Here is a 20,291-nt window from a genome sequence, read left to right as displayed (position 1 = left end):
GGGGACGTACGCCTGGGCGACCACGGGGGTCGCCACGAGGAGAGCGCCGGCGAGGGCGATCGAGGCGCCGGCTTTTGCGAGGGTGAGTTTCATGAATGTCTGCTTTCGAATTCGGGCAACCAGGGATAGGTGGTCCGCGTTCGTGCTATCCCGTAACGACGCAAGGGGAGGACAACAATGATGCGGGAATGTACTGACTGAAAGACCATCCTGAGTATTGCTTAGGCGCTTCATGGACGCAAGCTGAAAGCATTTCCGCGACATTAATTTTCGGGATCGCTTCCGCGGACGGCCCTGACCGCCCACCGGCGTCACTCGAGGACGGCGCCCGCCGCGCCCGTGCACGCGGCTCGAACGGTGGGGCTCAGGGTCGAGTCCGCCGTGGGGGTCAGGAGGGCTTCGGCTTCGGTCGCCGTCGAGACGGCCGTCGCGGTGATCTCGATCTGAGCCGTCGCCTGGGGTGCCACGGTTGCGCCGACGGTGAGGACTTCGCGCCCATCGAGGGTGGAACGCGTGAACTCGGTGCCGGACGAGGTCGTCGTCGTGACCGGGGTCCACCCCTCGGGGAGATAGACGTCGGTGACCACGGTGGCCACGCCGGGCGCGGTTCCGTACACACCGTTGCCCGTCACGTAGGCGGGCAGAGAGGTCGAGGCATCCGCCGGAGCCGTATTGGAGAGGGTGAGGGTCAGCGTCACCTCGCGCGCGGAGGCGTCCGCCGAGGTCCGGCAGGATCCCCAGCGAAGGTCGGCCTCCGGTGCGATGTAGTAGCTCATCTTCGATCCGGTGCCGTCGTTGAGGTAGACGCCGAATCGTGCGGTTCGTCCGTCGCTCGACGGCAGCTGCCCGGCGAGCGTCGTCCCCTCGATCACGGACTGCTCCGTCGGATCCACCGCCCACACCAGCACTCGGCGTTCGTCGACTCCTCGGGCGAGGGCGGCGATCAACCCCGGCGTGGAGCCCCGGCCCTCCCGGAGGGCCTCGAAGACGGCCCCCGTGGCGCCCGCGAAGAACGCGTCCTGCGCGGCCGGATCCGCGTAGCGCCGGTAGGTGTCGTCCAGCAGGAGGGCAACGGCATTGTCGCCCGTGAGCGATTCCCCGTCGGGCAGCGCGACCGGGCCGGTGGCCTCGAGCAGATACGACAGCACCACCGGGTCCACGGCCATCACCCCGTCGACCTCCCGCCCGGTCTGCTGGCGGTACATCTCCCGCGCCAGCGGACCGTCCGTCGGAAAGTCCGGGATCTGCGTGAGGTTGTGGAAGTAGCGCGCAGGACGTGTCTCGTAGATCTTCTGGACGTCGGAGGGCAGCTCGACCACGGGCCCCGAGATGCCCCGCGACAGGGATGTCGCGGAATGCGTCTCGACCAGCGAGAGGGCGCCGTGATCAGCGCTGAGCTCGATGGCGGTGCCGGAGACGCCGCCGAGGGAGCGCCACTCGGCGTTGTTCTGCACGAGCAGCAAGTAGGTGCGGGGGCCGTCCTGGCCCAACATCGAAGGGAGCAGCTCGGTCGCCCGCCGCAGAGCATCGACAGCGCTGGCCGCCGTGTCGAAGGTCGACCGGGCCTGGTCGACGGCGGTCGCGACCGCCCCGACGAGTGGCGTCCGGTCGATCGCGTCGATGTCCGCCGCGGCGCCGGTCGCCGCGTCGGCGGCCGACCGTGCGGGGACGGTCAGGGTGCTCAGCGCCGTGGTGTCGAGACGGCCGTCGTGCGGACGGAGGTCATCGAGCGAGACGTCCCGCGCGGCGATCGCGAGTGGCAGGAGGCTGTCGGCGAACAGTCGGTCCGACGCGGACGCGATGGTTGCGAAAGCCGCCAACTGCGGGCCGATCCACGGGGTGCCCTCCGCGACCGCCCAGACGGGATCCGACGTCAGGTCATGGGCCGCGCTCGCCTCCGTGGCCAGCTGTTCGAGGGCAGGGGTCGCCTGGGCCGGATCGGAGGCGACGGATGCCGCGGCCGTCGGCGCGAGGGAGCGGATCGCCGAGAGGTGCTGGTACGCCAGGGCGCCGCGCACGCCCACCCACGCGGCGATCGCCACGATCAGGAGGAGCAGCCCCCCGACCGCCCAGACGGCGATGCGGCCCGCTCGCCGTGACACCGGTCGCGAGGCTCTACCGCGCGCGCCGCCCGCGCCCTTCGCGTCCGTTCCTTGCACGCGTGCGCCCGCGCGACGCATCGACGTCGCTGACGTCACTCGGTCCGCTGCGCTTCGCGAGTCGCCCGCCGCGAGAACCCACCCGCTTCGTCCTGGGCGCGCTCCGTCTCGTCACGGCGGCCCGACACGCCGGGGGCCGCGGCCGATCGTCGGGGCCACTTCTTCTTAGCAGGGGTGTCCAAGCGGTAGCCGTTTCCGTACCCGCCGTAGCCATACCCGTAGGCGGAGTAGTACGAGTCGGGCCCGCGGGTGGGAACCATCGACATGACGAAGCCCGCCAGCTTCGCACCGACCGTGTTGAGTGCTTCCGTGGAGCCGGCGAGCTGGTGCTTCGTGGCCCGACCGGCCGAGACGACCATGATGGCGCCACTGGTCAACCGCGCCAGGATGGCGGCATCCGTCACCGGCAGCAGAGGGGGAGCGTCGCAGAGGACGACATCGAAGTCCTCCTCGAGCGCCGAGAGGAACGACCCCATCTTGTGCGATCCGAGCAACTCGCTCGGGTTCGGCGGGATTTTGCCGGCCGGGAGCACGAACAGGCTGCGGCCGCCCCAGGGGAGCATCACGTCGTCAACGGCCGCGCGGCCGATAAGCACGTCGGTGAGACCCACGCCGCCCTCGATGCCCAGGTAGCTCGCTACCGACGGTTTGCGGAGGTCGGCGTCGATGAGCGCGACCCGCTTTCCCGCATCCGCGAGGGCGATGGCGAGGTTGATCGTGGTCGTGGACTTGCCCTCGCTCGCAATCGAACTCGTGACGACGAAGCTCGAGCGACCGCCCATGTCGAGGAACTGCAGGTTCGTGCGCAGCGCTCGGAACGATTCGGCGCGAGGGCTCAGCGGGTCGGCGTGGACGATGAGCGGGCGCTCCCGAGCCTTCACGTCGTAGGCGATGGCACCGATCGCGGGTGCCTTGGTGATGGTCTCCGCTTCGCGCAGAGTCCGCACCTTACTGTCGAGACTCGTGCGCAGCGCCGCCACACCGAGGCCGAGGACGAGGCCCGCGATCAAACCGATCGCCAGGTTGAGAGGGGTGTTCGGGCTCGACGGTGAGAGGGCTGGCTGCGCCTCGCTCACCCGACTCAGCCGGACCGGGCTGGAGCCGTCGTTGGATTCGGGCTCCAGCTGGGGGACGACCGACGAGAGGCTCGACGCGATGGCGTTCGCCAGCGACGCCGCACGCGTCGCGTCGGCGTCGGACACGGTAATGGTGATGAGGGTCGAGTTGAGTGCGGCGGTGGCGCTGACGCGTCCGGCCAGTGCCGCCGGCGTCGTCGAGATGTCCAGCTGGGCGATCACGGGGTCGAGCACGATGGGGGTGCGGACGAGTCCGACGTAGGTGTTGATCCGAGCCTGCGTGAAGCTCGACCCCTGCTGCAGCTCGGCGGCCGTGCCGCCGGCCTGGGTCGACACGAAGATCGTGCTGGACGACTCGTAGATCGGAGTCCGGGTGAGGGTGTACACCGTGGTCGCGCTCAGCCCGATGAGCGTCAGTGCGACGATGGCGATCCAATTCTTGCGAAGGATCCGGATGTAATCGCTGAGCTCCATCATGCCTTTCGACAACCCGTTTCGGCCCAGGAAATCACCTGTGCAATAGACATAAGTGTGACATATCGAATGTTACGGATGGACGCATTCCACGTCGCTTCATCTCCGGCGGAGATCCCGCCTCGTCCGGGGCGTCGCCGCCGCGTCCGGACCGACGGTGCCCGCGTCGACTCCCGGGGCCGATCGGCCCTCCACGCGATCCCGGTCGACAGCGCCCGGAGCCGCTCCCACGGCGAGGCGCACGAGACGCTCCACGACGTCCAGCCCGGGGTCGAGCTGAACGGCCGACGCGCGATACGTCGCTAACGAACGACGGTAGGGGTCGATGACGTCGTCGTCCGCCGGATCGGCCGGGGAGGCGATGAGACCCCGTCGCGCCCGGAGCCCCGCCAGCAGGGCGGCGAACCTCGCCCGCTGCGGGTCGGTCTCATGGGCGTCACCGGCAGCGGCGGTCGCTGCGAGCTCGTGATCGTCGACGCCGTCGATCGCCCGGACGAGTTCTCGTGCCGTGAAAGTCATCCGCAGTCGTGACGGGTCCATCTCGACCACGGCACGACGGTGCTCGCGGGTCATCGCCACGACGAGGTCGACGTGCTGCAGATGCACCGGCGTCAGCAGACGGGCGCGATGAGCGTGCGCGGCCACGGACGGGACACCCCTTTCGACGGCCAGGTCGATGGCCTCCTCCGTCATCAGCGCACCATCGCGCGCGCGTGTGCCGGCACTGGCGAATCGCACCTCCAGGTCGCCCGTCCGGGCTCCGAGGGTCAGAGCGCCGAGCGGTGACCGGCAAATGTTGCCGGTGCACACGGTGAGGACATTCAGCACGTTTCCTCCTCGGATCGATGAACGGTCGATACCGTGAGGGGGTGACAGATCAGCGTCGTCGTTCGACTCGGTCGATTCAGCGTTCCTCGTGGAGCGCCGAGACGGGCGCTTTGCCGCCCTCGGAAGGGTCGGCAACGGCGCGTGGAAGAAGCGACTGGAGGTCGCGGCCCCGAAGCGGACGAACGGGTGACGCTCAGCTCCTCGCTCTCGCGCTCATCGCCGTCATCACTGGAATGCTCCTGACGAAGGTTCTGCCCTCCACGGGTTCGCCCTGGGCGGCCGTGGCATCCCTCCTGCCCCTGTGGCTCGGGATGGCCGCGCCGGCCGCGCTGTTCCTCGCGCGCTCCCGTCCGAAGGGGCTGCTGCGGTTCCGCGCGACGGACCTCGTGTGGGGTCTCGGGCTCGGCATGGGTCTGAGACTCGTGCAGGGCCTGCTGGAGCGCGCCGATGCGCAACCCTTCCCGACCGTGCAGAGCATCGGCGGGCCGTTCTCGAGCGGATGGTGGCTCGAGCAGGTCCTCGCGTCGGGCGTGGTCGCACCGGTGGCGGAGGAGTTCTTCTTCCGCGCGGTCATCCTCGTGACGGTCTACCGTCTGCTGCGGCGCCAGACCGGCGCCGTGGCCGCGGGAGCGGCCGCGCTGCTGTGCTCGGCGGGGACCTTCGTGCTGCTCCATGAGGCGTTCGCGCTGCTTTCCGTGTCCGCGGCCGTTCAACTCTTCCTCGTCGGCTCGCTGTGCGCGGCCGTCGTGCTCTTCACCGGAAGAATCTGGGGCGCCGTGATTGCACATGTCGTCTACAACGTCACCTTCCTCGCGCTGAGCGTCGTCGGAAGCGTCCTGCGCTGACTGGGCGAACAGGACCTTCCGCGCGCGTCCGATCTGCGCGGCCAACCAAGGGACCGTTTCGCGCAGTCGCCGGCTCTGTCGCTGCACTGTTCACCGCCGGGGTGTAGGAAGACGACCCCGTCGGCCGTTGGGCGCTCCACGCGCTTGCGGACCGCGGTGCCTCACGTGCGTTTCCGACGTGAGCGCGCCATCATCAGGGCGCCTGCCGCAGAGACGGCCGCGGCGGATACAAGGACGATGGTCCAACCGGGCTGGGGGAGGAAAGACGCCCCGCCGATCAGCAGGCTCATGACCAGCGCGGGTAGCAGGGTCCCCAGAAGAGACAGAGGGCGCGCCGATCTCAGCAGCCAGGCAGCTCTGACGAGTCCGAACAACACCTTCCAGAGCGCCACAGCGCTGACGAGGAGAAGGAGGTCACCCGTGAAGGAGACAAGGGCAGCGGCCGCAGTGCCCGCGGTGTCGACGGCGTTGAAGGCCGTTCCTTGCCACCACCGGTTGTTCGCCTGCTGAAGCCCGTCCAGGATCGGACTCATCATCCGCACTGCCAGGCTCGCTAGAAGGACGACGACTGCAGGAGCGGCGGCGGCCCAGTCCTCTCCGAGAACCGAGCCCATCAAGGGAGTGAGGAGCGAGACCAGGGCTGCGAGACCGGACACGGCGAATACAAACAGCCGACACAGTTCCATGCTGAGCGGGACGCGTCGCTCGGGCGCCTCGCGCGAGAGGGAGCTCAATGCGACGCGCGCCAGGGGAACCGACACGAGCCCGCTCAGGCCCAGGCTCACCTGGTAAGCCAGGAAGTAGAGTCCGAGCACCTCCGCGCTCGCACCGAACTGAGCGACGATGAAGCCCACCTGAATAGGCAGGGTGACGAAGAGAGAGTTCACGCCCCACATGAATCGAGTGCGGCGCGAGACGCTCCGGGCCGATTCCGACTCCGCCGCCGTGAGCGCAGGCAGCCGACGGAGGATGAGCGCGTCCATCAGCACGTAGAACACGACGGTCGAAACGGCGAACGCCAGCGGAGAGGCGAAGAGGGCTGCGATGACGACACCCACGAAGATCTTCGCTCCGGCCGCAATGATCTGGGCGGTGACGACGCGGGCGTACACCTTGTACTTGACGCCGGTCGAGTACATCAGTTCGGCGTCGCCGATGAGAGGAATGCTGAGGGCCGAAACGGCAGCGAGGGCGGCGACCACGGCGTTGCCGTCGATCCAGTACAACGCCGCGATGATTGCGCCGCTCCCCGCGAGGACGGCGTTCACCCGCAGAATGGCTCTTCGCGCCTGGGAGAAGGTCCCGCCTTGTCCGCTGAGGTACCCGTTGACCTCACCGAAGTTTGCGAGACCCGTCAGAACGGAGATCACTGACGTGGCCGCGGCCCAGTATCCGAAGTCGGTCGGTGTCAGCCAGACGGCCAGGAGGAGTTGACCGACGGCGGCGAGGGCGCGGGCAACCGCCGTGCCGATGGAGAGTTTGAGGATCCCTCCCAGCAAGTCAGTGTCCCGCCGTGCTCACCAGGCGCACGTTGGCGACCCCGGTGAGCGAGCGTCGGTAGACGCCGCCGAGCTTGAAGTAGCCCGCTTCGACCATCGTGACATCTTTGCCCATGATCGCTGCGGGGAGAGCGACATGGAGACGGTCGGTGATCACAGACTCGGCGCGAAGGAGAATGCTCCTGTACTCGTCGAATGTCGAGAACTGCCTGGCGCTGATGTCGATGCACGCTGCGTCTTGCAGCGTTGAGCCGGCCCGCGAGGCTAGACGTTCGGCCGCAGCTCGGTTTCGTGCGCGTCGAGCGTACCGGGAGGCCGCCGTATAGACGGGACCGTAGGGCATCTTGTCGGCGACCGCGTGCAACAGCGGATGTGCAGAACTCGTGACTCCGCGCCCGACCGACTCGTGCATGGACGACGCCTCCCGGTCGATGCGCGCGGCGACGAGGCGCGGTATGGGCCGTTTGGTGGTCGAGCCGAGGATGGCGGGAACGAACTCGTGACCGGACGCGACGACATCGTGGTCGAGCACGACCTCCACGCCTCGATCGAGGAGCGGAGCTGCCCACTGCTCCTCGAGATGCGCGCGGGAGTCGTCTTCCCGGAGGAACAGCAGTGTGGGCGCCACGCGCCCCTCGAATATGAAGCCCGGGTCTGTGCGGGGGAAGAAGACGGAGGACGGGAAGATCACGACAGGAACGTCCTCGTACCCCTTCAGACGATCCGCGAGGTAGTTCGGGAATGCGTAGACCTCGAGAAGTGCCCCCGACGGCGGGACGATGACGACGTCCGGGGCGGAATCGACGACTTCGATTCTCAGCTGGTCGAGGATCCGATAAAAGACCGCGTGCATGAGATCGTCACCGTTGTTGCCGAGGGGCCGACCCGCCGAATCCGCGGTAGAGATGACGACGGCGCGTGATCCCTCCCATTCCCTCAAACGAGCGGTCAGAGCATCCAGTGTGGGGAACGAGGCGTTGTCCTGGGTGGGTGGCATCGTGGTCATCGGGGAGTTCTCTCAATCTGATGGAGGTACTGATCGGCGACAACCTTGGGATCGAGGTGTTCCGATGCGAATGCGCGTGCGCTCCGAGAAGCGGTGGTCCACGTATCCCCGCGATCGAAGCTCAGTACCGCGTCGACGATCTCGTCGGTCCGCGCTCGGACTACCCGACCGGCACCGGCTCTGTGGACGTATTCGGCCATCGACCCGACGTCGGTGACGATGACGGGCTTGCCCATTGCGAAGGCCTCCATCAGCGAACCGGGCAGGCCCTCCTGCTCGGATGGCAGCACGAGGATGTCGAAACTGTCGAATGCGGGCAGGATCTCGTTCTGGAACCCGTGGAAGTGGATCTGATCCTCCACCTTCAGGTCCGCGGCGATACCACGCAACCGTTGTTCCATCGCGAGCGAAGCGAATGGTCCGAAGAAATGAACCTCGCTCGCCCGGCCGATATCGCGAAGCGCGGCGGACGCCTCGACGAGAAGATGAGGATTCTTCAAGGGGCCGAGCTTGCCTACGAACCCCAGCCGCACCGGACCCTCAGGATCAGGTGAGCTTGGGGCCTCGGCGATCATCCGAGGATCCACCGGGTTAGAGAGTCGCCCGACGCGATGCGCTTCCAGGCCCGCCCTCTCGAGCTCTCGCGCGATCCCGCCCGACAGGGCGAACCCGGAACGGGCTCGCGTGCCGACGCGTCGCGCGATCCACCGCTTGGCAGAGGCACGCTGCAACCCACCGAGATCGCCGTCCTCCAGAACGGGCAGCATGACGACGCTGCCGCGCCGAGCGAACAGCGAGGGAAAGAGATTGGTCAGGTAGGTGCCCTGCAGGTGGATCACATCCGCCGACCGGCGGTAGCGAATGACCCAGAAGGCCGCTGCAAACATCCACCGTACCTGCGCCACTCGACCGAACTCCTCTGACCGCACGGCGGGGATGATCTCGTGCGCCCACTCGGGGGCGCGGTCCTGCCCCCGGTCGCGGTGAAGGAGCGTGACGCGAACATTCGGATGCCGCGCTGTGATCTCGGACCACATGCGGTTCATGAAGGTCAGTGGCCCGCTGTACCCACCCGAGGCGCCCCAGGGAGAGAGCAGGAGAACACGCAGTTCCGTGGCGCCGACCGAGCCGCTTCGGGCGCTCGCGGTGCGCCGCAGAACGAACCGTCCGCGGACTTCCTCGGTGGTCACGCGACGAGTCCTGAAGCGGTGCGATACTCCGAGACCAATTCCCGTGCGACGTCCTGCACGTCGAGCTCCGACCTGATGTATGCCAGCCCACCACCGCGCAGCGCATCGGCCGTTTCGCGGCTCTGGTGCGCGCGGAAGGTCGCTTCGGCGAGCTCGTCGGGGCTGCCGTCGGTGATGAGGGCGGCGCCGTGGCGTTCGCAGTCCGCGGCAATCCCCAGGGACGACGTCGTGACGACGGGTGTACCGGCCGAGAACGACTCGAGGATCGACATCGGGAAGACCTCGTCGACGGCTGGCAGCACGTAGACACGGGCGTCCGACATCGCGGCGAACGTTTGCGTCGGCGGGAGCGCACCGATCCAGCGGATGCGATCTCCCAGTCCTGCCTCCTTGATCGCTCGGGTCACCGTCTCGGCTTCCCCCTCGTCGGGTCCGACGAGGACGAAGGAGGTGTGCGGGAGCCGTGCGGCGAGGAGCTGCGCCATCTGCACGAAGGCGACAGGTCGCTTGCGCTTGTGGAGTCGGGCGAGGAAGAGCACGGTGTCGGTGCGTTCGTCCAACGACGTCATATCGCGCGACTCGATGCCGTTGCGGATGGAGGTGAGCCGCTGCGGGTGGGAGATCGCGGCGAGGTCCTTCTCTTCGGCGGCCGTCAGCAGGAGCCAGCTGCGCGACCCGGCGAGGGCACGGCGCGTGGCGAGCCGGTCGAGGACCGCGGCGAGCACCTTGTCGGATCTGTCGATCATGCCGTGGGACTGCGTGACGTACGGGATGCCCAGGCGGCCGAACAGCAAGGCGGCGGGGAGTGTCGCCAGATCGCGGGCAAGATGGATGTGCGCGACGTCGAATTCGTGTGCCTGCGACTTCAGTGCCGCGTGCAGACCGCGAGGCCAGAGCGTGGCGAAGCCGCCGAACGGGGCGAGCTTTCGGACGGGGAATGTCCGCAGCCGGTAACCGTCCTGATGCGTATCCGTCTCTTCACCGGCCGGTGTGCCGGCGAACACGGTGACCTCGTGGCCGAGCTCCACGAGGGCCTTCGCCTGCCCCAGGGCAACGCGGGTCGGCCCGCCGAACGCGCCGTCGGCTGAGGTGTAGGTGACGACGTGAGCGATCTTCACGGACGGACACCGCTCTCGATCACTCGATCGCCCACGTAGACCAAGGGGTTGCCGCCCCAGATCTCACCGGCCGGCACAGGGCGTGCGTCGACGACGCTGAGGGGGGTGATCACGCAGTTGCGACCGATCCGCGCCCCGCCGAGGACCACGCACCGTGAGGTCACCCACGCGCCGTCCTCGATGTGCACCGGTCGCGTGATGAGGGCCATGTCGCGCCGATGGGCGTGGCTCCCTGCGGTGACGAACGTCTCCTGCGAGATCACGACGTCGTGCCCGATGTGGATCTCGTCCTGGTTGTGGAACCAGACACCCTCACCGATCCATGAGCGGTCTCCGACCTGCAGCCTCCACGGGAATTTCACACGGGTGCGGGGCCGGAAGATGACGCCCTCGCCGATGCGGGCTCCGAAAGCGCGCAAGACAGAAATGCGCAGCGCCGAACTGATCTGCCAGGAATTAGTGACGAATAGCAGCTCGCAGATGGCCCAAAGGTACACCTTCCAGGCCGGCTGGTCCCACGCGGCCCGTTCCCCGGGGGCTTTCGAAAGATCGATCACCGGGCTGCTGTTCATGCCGCCCCTTTCTTGGTCCGTGCGTTGCATTTGTCTAGCCGTATGATGGGCCATTGTGGGCCAATCTTCGCAAACTCTCGTCTTCGGATTGAACTACCCCCCGGAGACTACGGGAATCTCCCCGTACACCGGTGCAATGGCCGCCGGCCTCGCCCGGCGCGGGCGCCAGGTTCGTGCCGTCGTCGCGCACCCTCATTATCCGGAGTGGAAGATCGCGCCGGGTTACGGGCAGTGGTCGAAGCGCGAAAGAATAGACGGCGTCATCGTCGATCGCGTTCTTCACTTCGTGCCCCGCCGCCCCACTCTCGTGCCTCGAGCGCTCGCGGAGGTCAGTTTCGGACTGCGTCAGGCGTTCGTTCGGTGGGGGCGGCCGTCGGCGATCGTCGCGGCGTCTCCGGCACTGCTCTCGTCGGCCATCGTCCGCCTGCGTGCCCTCGCGACGCATCGCGATACGCCGTTCGTGGTGTGGGTTCAGGATCTGTACGGGCTCGGCGTTGTCGAGACCGGACAGGGCGGAGGACTCGCCGCCCGCGGTCTCCGCGCCCTAGAGTCCTGGCTTCTTCGGTCCGCATCGACCGTCGTCGTCATCCACGACCGGTTCGCCGATCGTGTCCATCACGATTTCGCGATCCCGCGCGAGCGCATCGCGGTCGTCCGGAACTGGACCCACCTCCCGCCGATGCCACCCGTCGACGTGGCCGCCGTCCGCCGCGCGCACGGGTGGTCTGACGACGACGTCGTCGTCGTCCACACCGGCAACATGGGGGTCAAGCAGGGGCTTCAGCACGTCGTCGATGCCGGTCGATTGGCTCATGAGCGCGGCGAGCGGGTACGTTTCGTCCTGGTCGGCAATGGGGCGCAGCGCGACGAACTCCAGCAGCGCATCGACGAGCAACCGACGACGACGCAGATCCTGCCCCCGCTGGATGACAAGGCGTTCGCGGACACGCTTCAATCGGCCGACATTCTGTTGGTCAATGAGCTGCCCGGCGTTGCAGAAATGGCTGTTCCCAGCAAACTTACGTCGTATTTCGCGTCTGGGCGACCCGTGCTCGCGGCGACCGACGCCACGGGAATCACTGCTCAGGAAGTGACCGCTGCGGGTGCGGGCCTCGTCGTCACCGCGGGCAGCGCGGGAGCAATTCTGGACGGCGCGAAGCTCCTCGCATCCGACCGTGACGAATGCCGTCGTTTCGGCGCGAGCGGAAAACGTTACAAAGAGACGGTTCTAGAGGAAACAAATGCGATCGATCGGTTCTGTAGTCTTCTCGATAATCTGACGGCCCCCGTAGCCGCTGAGCGCGTTCATTGATCTGACCCCCCAACGAGATCGGCACAAGTACTTTGACGAAGCGTGCATTCATCACCGGCATCACCGGTCAGGACGGTTCCTACCTGGCGGAACTCCTGCTGTCGAAGGGCTACGAGGTGCATGGGCTGATCCGCCGAGCCTCCACCTTCAACACCCACCGCATCGACCACCTATACGTCGACCCGCACGACCCGGAAGCGAAGCTCTTCCTCCACTACGGCGACCTGTCCGACGGCGCGCGGATGGTGACGCTGCTGAGCCAGATCGACCCCCACGAGGTCTACAACCTCGCCGCCCAGTCGCACGTGCGCGTTTCGTTCGACGAACCGGAGCACACCGCCGACACCACCGGCACTGGGACCATCCGCCTGCTGGAGGCGGTGCGACTCGCCGGCATCCAGACGAAGTTCTACCAGGCCTCCACCTCTGAGCTCTACGGAGCGACGCCGCCCCCGCAGAACGAGGAGACTCCGTTCTACCCGCGGTCACCGTACGCGGCGGCGAAGCTGTACAGCTACTGGATCACGAAGAACTACCGCGAGGCGTACGACATGTTCGCCGTCAACGGCATCCTGTTCAATCACGAGTCGCCCCGTCGCGGAGAGACGTTCGTGACGCGCAAGATCACACGAGCGGTCGCCCGCATCAAGGCGGGGGAGGAGAACCACCTCTACCTCGGCAACCTCGATTCAATCCGCGACTGGGGCTACGCCGCCGAGTACGTCGAGGGTATGTGGCGGATGCTGCAGGCCGACACCCCCGAGGACTTCGTCCTCGCGACGGGCGTCGGCTTCACCATCAAGGACTTCCTCGAGGAGGCATTCGGTCACGTCGGGCTGGACTGGGCCCAGTACGTGCGCTTCGACGAGCGTTACCTGCGCCCGACCGAGGTTGACGCCCTCATCGGCGACCCCAGCAAGGCTGCCGACAAGCTCGGTTGGGTGCCGGCGGTCCACGGCGACGAGCTCGCCCGGCTCATGGTCGACGCTGACACCATCGCGCTCGAGCAGGGCGCCAAATGGATCGACACGGTTTCGCTGCCCAGCTGGAGCAACCGGGAACTCGTGGGAGCGCGGGCGTGACGACAGCCGTCGACGGGGTGACGTACACGCCGGGCGAGCTCGATCGCGACGCGACGTTCTATGTCGCCGGGCACCGCGGTCTGGTGGGCTCGGCCATCGTGCGTCGGCTCCGGGCCGGCGGATTCTCGAACGTCGTGGGGAAGACGTCGGCGGAACTCGATCTGAAGGATCGCGACGCGGTCTTCGCCTACATGGACGAGACGCGGCCCCGCTACGTCGTTCTCGCGGCGGCGAAGGTGGGGGGTATTCTGGCGAATTCGACGTATCCCGTGGATTTCCTTAGTGACAACGTCCGCATTCAAGTCAACGTCCTCGATGCCGCCCTGGCCAACGACGTGGAGCGGGTGCTTTTTCTCGGATCGTCGTGCATCTATCCCAAGTTCGCGGAACAGCCCATCCGGGAAGAATCTCTCCTAACCGGCTATCTCGAGCCGACGAACGATGCCTACGCGATTGCGAAGATTGCCGGCATCCTGCATACGCAGGCGGTGCGGAGACAGTACGGACTGCCGTGGATCAGTGCGATGCCGACCAATCTTTACGGTCCGAACGATAACTTCTCACCGCAGGGCTCTCATGTGCTGCCGGCATTGATCCGGCGATACGACGAGGCCGCGTCATCGGGGGCGGACTCCGTGACGAACTGGGGGACGGGTAAGCCCCGCCGCGAGTTCCTCCACGCGGATGACATGGCCGATGCGTGTCTGCACCTGATGGAGCACTACGACGGGCCCGGCCAGGTCAACGTCGGCACGGGCTCGGACGTCACCATCAGCGAGATCGCCGCGACCATCGCTCGGGTGACGGGTTTCACGGGGGAGACCCGCTGGGACACGTCCAAGCCCGACGGCACGCCGCAGAAGCTGCTCGACGTGTCCACGCTCCGCAACGCGGGCTGGACCGCGGGTATCTCGCTGGAGGAGGGGATGGAGCGGACTCTCGCGTGGTACCGCGACAACGTCACCGCCCTCCGCGTTTGATGTTCCGCCACGTGGTGCTCTTCCGTGTCCACGACGGTGTGGAGGCGGCGGACATCGCCTCCGTAACCGGGACGCTGCGCGGTCTCGGGAGGCACGCGGGCGTCGTTTCATGGGCGGTGGAGCGGTCCCTCGACGACCGCAAGGGCACGATCATCGCACAGGACGCCACTTTCGCGGACGCTGCGGCGTTCGGCGAGTGGCGCTCCTCCGAGGCGCACCGCGAGGCGGCCGATCAGATGGCGCGGATCTCAGACGGGTGGGTCGCCGACTGGGAGCAGCCGGCGACCTGAGTCAGGGCTGGTCGGCGTGCTCGTGCGCCGCCGAGCAGTACGGCCGGTGGCTGCGCCAGACGGCGTGCTGCGGCCGCACGGAGCCGCCGCACGTCTCGCACGAGACCTCCGTCGCGCCGAAGAGGAACTTACTCATGAAGATCCTCGCACTTGTGAGTGGTGCAGACATCGCTCAACTCTTTCCCCGTCCCCCTCGCCGACTCGCGCTGAGAAAAGCACGGCAGAATCAGCCTTGCTGATCATACGTGTCCCCCGAATGGGGGACAAGTCTGGATTCTCCCTTGACAGAAGCATTGACGCGTAGCGCAGACGGAATTTGGTCATATTTCTCGCGACACTCGTCAAGGGTTATGTTTGCGATGCGAAAGGGTCATACGATCGACGCAGTCGACGTCGTAGTCCGGCGCGACCCTGTCGCACCCCCTGGACAGGTTTCTCAGAGCATCTCGAAGGCGAGGAGCAATGCAGCACCCTTACGCGCACCATGTTGCAGACCGACCGGCATGGGCGACCCCGCTCGCAACGGTCGTCCTGTGGACCGCGGTCATCGCATTCGCGGTGGCGGGTCTAGCCATCATCACCATGCACGGCGACACGGGGGTCTTCCTCCTCGTCGCCGCTCTTGTCGTGGCTGCCCCCGCAGCCGCGGCCAGCCGCTACCGCAGTTACCACTGACGACGGCTTCGTCCGGCTCCGTGACGCGACCCTACCTCGCTGAGCCCGACGTGTGAGCAGCAAGCGCAGAAGGCCCCGGACAACGTGATCCGGGGCCTTCTGCGCGTCTTACGAGTGCGCCGTCACGGTCCACTTAAAAGGGTGAGCACGCCTCTTCTGTAGTTGCCGATCATCTCGTGAAGCCGCGGAGGCTGTGGCCAAGACGGTCGATGCTCGGTGAGTGACGACTCGTCGCTCTCCTTCTGGAGTCCTTGCGCAAACTCCTCCGCGGAGCTGCCCGTCAGAATGACCGACTCTCCGGCTACCAGGTATTCGATCTCCGGTGCATGCCAGGGCCAATCTGTCGTGATGAGCCTTCGTCCCGAGGTCAGCGCATCGACGGCGATGAGCCCTACACGACCCGGGTTGACGATCGCTGCTGCGCCTTTGAGAAGGGGAGCCTTGACGGCGGGCGACGCGTAGCCGATGTGGGTCACCTGACCTCGAGCGATAGCGGGCGCAAGCATGTCCTCCTGCTCACCGCGACCCGCCACGACCACGTGCACCCGGCTTCGCCGGGAATGCAGTATGCCGAGAGCATCGACGAGTAGATCGACTCTTTTGCTGCTGTCCAGCCCCCCGATGTACGCCAGGAAGGGGCCGTCGGGAATTTCGTGCTCGCCTCTGAACTCGAGAACTTCCCTTTCGGTCGTCCTGTTCAGCGCGTCATCCAACGAGGTGGTGTCGATGGTATTCATCACCGTCGTCACTCGATCGGGGTGAATACCGCGGTCGATTGCGTACGCGGCCCCGCTGGGCACGTATGCGAAGACGTGGCCCGCCCTCCGGAGCTGCCAGTTCTCGACCGCGCCGTCCACGGGATTCAGGGGTGAGGTGTATGAAGCGATATGTCCCCACACCCCGACTCGTCGGGCGTCGGCTGACGCGAGTGCCGATACGGCGTCGATGGAGGTGCCCTGGTGCGGCACGATCACCGCATCCGACTCCTTCCAGAGGCGGCGGGAGTATGTGAGCGAGAGCGTCCGGCCGCCGACACTCAACTCACGCGTCTGAACCGTCTTGATCCACGGGGCATGCGCCTCGTCTCCGCGCAGTTTCTGCGCGTCTGTGGCTTGGCCCGCTACGACTTCAAGTTCGATGTCGTCCTGCGCTAACTCCCGACGAAGACCCTCGAAGAAGGGCAGCCGATACGTGGGAACGTACGGCTGGACAATCGACAGTGTGGTCATGAAGTTCAACTCCGGCGGGCTGAAGTGGTTTTACTCACGAGGTCGTGGGCGGCGTGGGAGACATCGAGCCGGCGGCGCGAATGCCTACGAAAGCTTGCGGGTTAAGCGCGTGAGGCGGCTCGAATTCGCGCGTCGGCCGGTCTCGTTCAACGGGGTGTAAAGGCGGCGACGTGGTGCGCAGCCTCATCATTCTGTCTCCGATGATACGGGAGGTGAACGATCTATTTTCACGACAAGAACATGGAGAAGGGGCTATTGAAGCCACTTGTCGCGGTGCGTATCGCGACAATTTGGGTCATTTCCTTCTTCGTCTCGCAGACGTGCTCGACTCAGGTCCGGAGTGGATGGCATCTCGCGAAGAGCCGGTAGGACCGTCCATTGACACTGCCGACGCGTCACCGGGGTCCGGCGGCGGCCGGATTTCCCTGAATATGTAGCCGCTCGACGGGTGCGGAGTGTGGTCCTCGTCCTCGGCGAAGGGCGGAGCCGAACACCCCAGGACAAAAGGCAGAAGGCCCCGGATCATTCGATCCGGGGCCTTCTTCTTGTTGCGGGGACAGGATTTGAACCTGCGACCTCTGGGTTATGAGCCCAGCGAGCTACCGAGCTGCTCCACCCCGCGGCACAAGAGAAAACATTACGCCGAGATGAACGGCATGGCAAATCCGGACGCACCGCCCGGGAGTGTCGCGAGAGAATAACCCGGTGAGCAACACTTTCGACGATCTGGCCGACGGGCGCCCCGAGAGCCCCGCGCAGCGCGCTGATCGCAACTGGAACGACATCCTGCAAGAACTGCGGGTGCTGCAGACCGGCACGCAGATCCTCACGGGCTTCCTGCTGGCTCTGGCGTTTCAGGCCGCGTTCGCCGATCTCGCCCCGCCGCAGCGCGCGTTCTATCTGGTGCTGGTGTGCCTCGCGGCACTCAGCGCCGTCGTGGCGCTCGCCCCCGTGGCCCTGCACCGCGCGGTCTTCCACCTGCAGGTGAAGCCCGCGCTCGTGCGATTCGGGCATGATGCCCTCCGGGGAGCTCTGGCCCTCGTGTCGATTCTTCTCGTCGGCGTGGTGGTGTTCGTCTTCGACGTGGTGGTCGGCTTCGCCGCCGCCGTGACGGCGGGAGTCGTGCTCGGGGTGGTGATCCTCCTACTGTGGGTGGTGGTGCCGGTGTTCGTCCGGCGCCGGGGACGAGAGGGTGCGCGATGAGTCAGGACACCGTCGGCGTCGCCGTGGCGCAGTTCGCGCCCGTCGCGTCGCGCGCCGCCAACCTCGACCACATCGCCAACGCCGCGCATACGGGCGCGGAGCGTGGCGCGCGCGTGGTGGTGTTCCCCGAGTACTCCAGCTATTTCGTCGACCCGTTCGACGACACCCTCGCCGCGAACGCAGAAGACCTCGACGGCCCGTTCGTCGCCGCCCTCACCGTGCTGGCGGGCGAGCTCGACGCAGTGATCGTCGCGGGGCTGCTCGAAAAGGCCGACGACGGGCGACGGGTGCGCAACGCGGTCGTCGCCGTGGGCGCGGACGGCATCCGTGCGGTCTACCGCAAGCTGCACCTCTACGACGCCTTCGGGCAGCGCGAGTCCGACTGGGTCGAACCGGGCGAGATCGCCCCTCCCGAGACCTTCGAGGTCGCCGGCCTGCGCTTCGGACTGATGACCTGCTACGACCTGCGCTTCCCCGAGGTCGCGCGCACGCTGGCCGACGCGGGGGTCGATGTGGCGCTCGTGCCGGCGGAGTGGGTGCGGGGGCCCCTCAAGGAGCATCACTGGCGAACATTGCTGCACGCGCGCGCGATCGAGAACACCTTCTTCGTCGCCGCGGCCGACCACCCGCCGCCCCTCGGGGTGGGGCACTCGATGATCGTCGACCCGCAGGGGGTCACCGTCGCTCAGGTAGGCACGTCGACCGACCTCGCCGTCGCGCACATCGATCCGGATGCCATCGCGCGGGTTCGCCGGGTCAACCCGGCGCTCCAGCTCCGTCGCTTTCGCGTGACCCCTCGCTGAGCGCGGATACGCCGTGCGCCCAAGGGGCGCTGACCGGCGTCGTGCGCGCCCGAGCTGCGCCGAGGCGGGCCCGAGGCCACGTCTCGCGTGCCGCGGGCGCTCAGTCCTTCGCGGGAGGCCGCACGTCGAGACCTCGCCGCGTCAGCGTGATCTTGACCGACGCCTCCGCCCCCGCTTCGGCGATGAACAGCAGCTGACCCTTCGCGCTCAGGGTCAGCCCCACCTCGATCTCGGCGACGCCCCACCCCGACCCGGCGTCATCGATCCCGTCTCCGATCTCGACGAGCTTCTGTACGGTGTCGCGCCAGTTCTCGCGCAGTGCCTCGACGCTCGCATCGACCACGCGGCCGCCGCGGTCGCGGAGACCCGGAGCCTGGCCCGTGCCCCGTTCGCCGGACGTTCCCGGCAGCGTGGGAGAAGGTACGTAGATCTGGACGGTCCAGTCGTCGGTCATGCGGGGCTCTTCCGGTCGGCTCATGCCACCCTCATCCCGGCGAGGCGCTCGGCCGCATCGGCGAGCACCTCCACCCGCTTGCACGCCGCGAACCGCACCAGCGTGGCGTAGCGATCCCGGTGGGCGGGCGAGACGAAGGCGGTGAGCGGGATGCCGACCACTCCGGCGCGGGCGGGCAGCTCGCGGCAGAAGGCATCGGCGTCGGTGGCGCCGAGCGGGGCGGCATCCACCACTGTGAAGTACGACCCGCCGGGAGTCGACACCTCGAACCCGGCGGCGCGCAGACCGGTGCCGAGCAGCTGGGCCTTCTCGGCCATCTCGGAGGCGACCGAGGCGAAGAACGCGTCGGGCAGACGCAACCCCACGGCGATCGCGGGCTGGAAGGGCGAGCCTCCCACGTAGGTGAGGAACTGCTTGACGGCGAGGACGGCGGTGACCAGCGGGGCGGGGCCGGTGACCCAGCCGGTCTTCCATCCGGTGAGCGAGAAGGTCTTGCCCGCCGACGAGATCGAGAGCGTCCGCTCGGCGGCTCCCGGAAGGGTGGCGATCGGCACGTGCGGCCCGTCGAAAACGAGATGCTCGTACACCTCGTCGGTGACGATGATCGCGTCGTGCAGGTGCGCGAGCCGCACGACCTCGTCGAGCACCTCGCGCGAGAACACCGTGCCGGTGGGATTGTGCGGGTCGTTCACGAGGATCACCCGCGTGCGATCGGTGACCGCGGATGCCAACTGATCGAGGTCGGGCTGGAAGTCGGGCCACCGCAGCGGCACCGGCACCAGTTTCGCGCCCGACAGCGCCACGCACGCCGCATACGAGTCGTAGTAGGGCTCGAAGACGACGACCTCGTCGTCGGGGGAGTCGATCAGGGCCAGCAGGGTCGCCGCGAGCGCCTCGGTCGCCCCGACCGTGACCAGCACCTCACGCTGCGGGTCGAGCTCGAGACCGTAGAAGCGTCGCTGGTGCTCGGCGATGGCCGACAGCAGGTCGGGGAAGCCGCGTCCGGGGGCGTACTGGTTGACGCCGCGGGAGATGGCATCCCGTGCCGCCTCCAGAACCGGTGCGGGTCCGTCTTCGTCGGAGAAGCCCTGACCGAGGTTGAGGGCGCCGGTGGCCGCGGCGAGCGCGCTCATCTCGGCGAAGATCGTGGGGACCGAGGAGCCGTCGGGGGCGAGCAGGCCCGCGCCGCGGGCCGTGCGCTGCCAGGCGCCGGGAAGCTGGTGCATGGATCCAGCATGCCGCACGTGCGCCGGGGGCAAGGGGGAATGCTTCGCGGTGCGTTGCTGCTAGACCCATAGAGGCGGCTCACTTCTGTCATAGGTGAACCACAGCATCCGTGGTCATCGTAGAAGCGCCTGGAAGAAGGAGCATCCCATGAGCGACACCACGGACAACCGTCCCGAGGGTAACGACCACAGCCACACCAGCGAGCCTTCGCCTCAGCACGAGACGCCCGCCCCCGCCGCGCACACCTCGCCGGCCGCGACGTCGCGTCC

At 67.3% G+C, this 20,291-nt stretch carries 20 protein-coding genes and 1 tRNA gene; 8 read left to right on the top strand and 13 right to left on the bottom strand.

Going from position 1 to position 20,291, the window contains the following annotated elements:
- Positions 1-311: 311 nt before the first annotated feature.
- The 3 genes from RWP81_RS04075 to RWP81_RS04065 form a co-directional block, all read right to left on the bottom strand.
- Positions 312-2,102: a DUF4012 domain-containing protein gene (locus tag RWP81_RS04075; RefSeq protein WP_314452511.1), complete on the bottom strand. Its 1,791-nt coding sequence runs from the start codon at positions 2,100-2,102 to the stop codon at positions 312-314.
- 92 nt (positions 2,103-2,194) lie between these two features.
- Positions 2,195-3,709, bottom strand: coding sequence for a polysaccharide biosynthesis tyrosine autokinase (locus RWP81_RS04070; protein WP_314452510.1), 1,515 nt, complete (start codon positions 3,707-3,709; stop codon positions 2,195-2,197).
- 99 nt (positions 3,710-3,808) lie between these two features.
- Positions 3,809-4,537, bottom strand: a complete 729-nt coding sequence (locus tag RWP81_RS04065; protein WP_314452508.1) for a low molecular weight phosphatase family protein — start codon at positions 4,535-4,537, stop codon at positions 3,809-3,811.
- A gap of 233 nt (positions 4,538-4,770) precedes the next feature.
- Here RWP81_RS04065 and RWP81_RS04060 point away from each other — a divergent pair, with 233 nt between their 5' ends.
- On the top strand, positions 4,771-5,382 hold the full coding sequence (locus RWP81_RS04060; RefSeq protein ID WP_314452506.1) for a CPBP family intramembrane glutamic endopeptidase: 612 nt from the start codon (positions 4,771-4,773) through the stop codon (positions 5,380-5,382).
- A gap of 161 nt (positions 5,383-5,543) precedes the next feature.
- Here the strand turns inward: RWP81_RS04060 and RWP81_RS04055 are convergent, their stop codons facing one another.
- Genes RWP81_RS04055 through RWP81_RS04035 form a run of 5 tightly spaced genes read right to left on the bottom strand, consistent with a single transcriptional unit; the run spans position 5,544 to position 10,767 of the window.
- Positions 5,544-6,881: a hypothetical protein gene (locus tag RWP81_RS04055; RefSeq protein WP_314452504.1), complete on the bottom strand. Its 1,338-nt coding sequence runs from the start codon at positions 6,879-6,881 to the stop codon at positions 5,544-5,546.
- A 1-nt stretch (position 6,882) separates the two neighbouring features.
- Entirely contained in the window at positions 6,883-7,887 is a 1,005-nt protein-coding gene (locus RWP81_RS04050; protein ID WP_314452502.1) for a hypothetical protein, read from the bottom strand.
- Complete coding sequence (locus tag RWP81_RS04045; RefSeq protein ID WP_314452500.1) at positions 7,884-9,077, bottom strand: glycosyltransferase family 4 protein; 1,194 nt, start codon at positions 9,075-9,077, stop codon at positions 7,884-7,886. Before RWP81_RS04045 ends, RWP81_RS04050 begins: the two co-directional genes overlap by 4 nt.
- Positions 9,074-10,195: a glycosyltransferase gene (locus tag RWP81_RS04040; protein ID WP_314452498.1), complete on the bottom strand. Its 1,122-nt coding sequence runs from the start codon at positions 10,193-10,195 to the stop codon at positions 9,074-9,076. The genes RWP81_RS04045 and RWP81_RS04040 overlap by 4 nt, the downstream gene beginning before the upstream one ends.
- The gene (locus RWP81_RS04035) at positions 10,192-10,767 is read right to left on the bottom strand and encodes an acetyltransferase (protein WP_314452496.1); all 576 of its coding nucleotides are present in this window, start codon (positions 10,765-10,767) and stop codon (positions 10,192-10,194) included. Before RWP81_RS04035 ends, RWP81_RS04040 begins: the two co-directional genes overlap by 4 nt.
- Positions 10,768-10,822: 55 nt before the next feature.
- Here RWP81_RS04035 and RWP81_RS04030 point away from each other — a divergent pair, with 55 nt between their 5' ends.
- From RWP81_RS04030 to RWP81_RS04015, 4 genes are read left to right on the top strand one after another with little or no spacing between them, the layout of a single operon-like run.
- Positions 10,823-12,079, top strand: a complete 1,257-nt coding sequence (locus tag RWP81_RS04030; RefSeq protein ID WP_314452494.1) for a glycosyltransferase — start codon at positions 10,823-10,825, stop codon at positions 12,077-12,079.
- Positions 12,080-12,111: 32 nt separating this feature from the next.
- On the top strand, positions 12,112-13,161 hold the full coding sequence (gene gmd, locus RWP81_RS04025; protein WP_314452492.1) for a GDP-mannose 4,6-dehydratase: 1,050 nt from the start codon (positions 12,112-12,114) through the stop codon (positions 13,159-13,161).
- A 17-nt stretch (positions 13,162-13,178) separates the two neighbouring features.
- Positions 13,179-14,141: a GDP-L-fucose synthase gene (locus tag RWP81_RS04020; protein WP_314452513.1), complete on the top strand. Its 963-nt coding sequence runs from the start codon at positions 13,179-13,181 to the stop codon at positions 14,139-14,141.
- Between the two features lie 11 nt (positions 14,142-14,152).
- A complete protein-coding gene (locus RWP81_RS04015; protein WP_314452490.1) occupies positions 14,153-14,431 on the top strand; it encodes a Dabb family protein in 279 nt (92 codons plus the stop codon).
- 1 nt (position 14,432) lies between these two features.
- Here the strand turns inward: RWP81_RS04015 and RWP81_RS04010 are convergent, their stop codons facing one another.
- Positions 14,433-14,567 carry a hypothetical protein gene (locus RWP81_RS04010; RefSeq protein WP_314452488.1) on the bottom strand — a complete coding sequence of 45 codons (135 nt, stop codon included), beginning with the start codon at positions 14,565-14,567 and terminating at the stop codon, positions 14,433-14,435.
- 326 nt (positions 14,568-14,893) lie between these two features.
- On the opposite strand from RWP81_RS04010, the gene RWP81_RS04005 reads away from it, so the two are divergent.
- Positions 14,894-15,106, top strand: a complete 213-nt coding sequence (locus RWP81_RS04005; RefSeq protein WP_314452487.1) for a hypothetical protein — start codon at positions 14,894-14,896, stop codon at positions 15,104-15,106.
- Positions 15,107-15,228: 122 nt separating this feature from the next.
- On the opposite strand, the gene RWP81_RS04000 is transcribed toward RWP81_RS04005, so the two are convergent.
- Both RWP81_RS04000 and RWP81_RS03995 read right to left on the bottom strand, forming a co-directional pair.
- Complete coding sequence (locus RWP81_RS04000; protein WP_314452486.1) at positions 15,229-16,335, bottom strand: glycosyltransferase; 1,107 nt, start codon at positions 16,333-16,335, stop codon at positions 15,229-15,231.
- Positions 16,336-16,883: 548 nt separating this feature from the next.
- A tRNA-Met gene (locus tag RWP81_RS03995) sits at positions 16,884-16,957 on the bottom strand.
- Positions 16,958-17,040: 83 nt separating this feature from the next.
- Here RWP81_RS03995 and RWP81_RS03990 point away from each other — a divergent pair.
- Together RWP81_RS03990 and RWP81_RS03985 are read left to right on the top strand one after the other, a co-directional pair.
- Positions 17,041-17,538: a DUF6328 family protein gene (locus RWP81_RS03990; RefSeq protein WP_314452485.1), complete on the top strand. Its 498-nt coding sequence runs from the start codon at positions 17,041-17,043 to the stop codon at positions 17,536-17,538.
- Entirely contained in the window at positions 17,535-18,341 is an 807-nt protein-coding gene (locus RWP81_RS03985) for a carbon-nitrogen hydrolase family protein (protein WP_314452484.1), read from the top strand. Before RWP81_RS03990 ends, RWP81_RS03985 begins: the two co-directional genes overlap by 4 nt.
- A 100-nt stretch (positions 18,342-18,441) precedes the next feature.
- Here the strand turns inward: RWP81_RS03985 and RWP81_RS03980 are convergent, their stop codons facing one another.
- Together RWP81_RS03980 and RWP81_RS03975 are read right to left on the bottom strand one after the other, a co-directional pair.
- Positions 18,442-18,795 carry a hypothetical protein gene (locus RWP81_RS03980; protein WP_314452482.1) on the bottom strand — a complete coding sequence of 118 codons (354 nt, stop codon included), beginning with the start codon at positions 18,793-18,795 and terminating at the stop codon, positions 18,442-18,444.
- A 20-nt stretch (positions 18,796-18,815) separates the two neighbouring features.
- Positions 18,816-20,021, bottom strand: a complete 1,206-nt coding sequence (locus RWP81_RS03975) for an aminotransferase class I/II-fold pyridoxal phosphate-dependent enzyme (RefSeq protein WP_314452480.1) — start codon at positions 20,019-20,021, stop codon at positions 18,816-18,818.
- Between the last annotated feature and the right edge of the window lie 270 nt (positions 20,022-20,291).

The organism is uncultured Microbacterium sp. (assembly GCF_963521695.1).
Taxonomy (GTDB): Bacteria; Actinomycetota; Actinomycetes; order Actinomycetales; family Microbacteriaceae; genus Microbacterium.
This window is presented reverse-complemented; position numbering and strand designations above follow the sequence as displayed.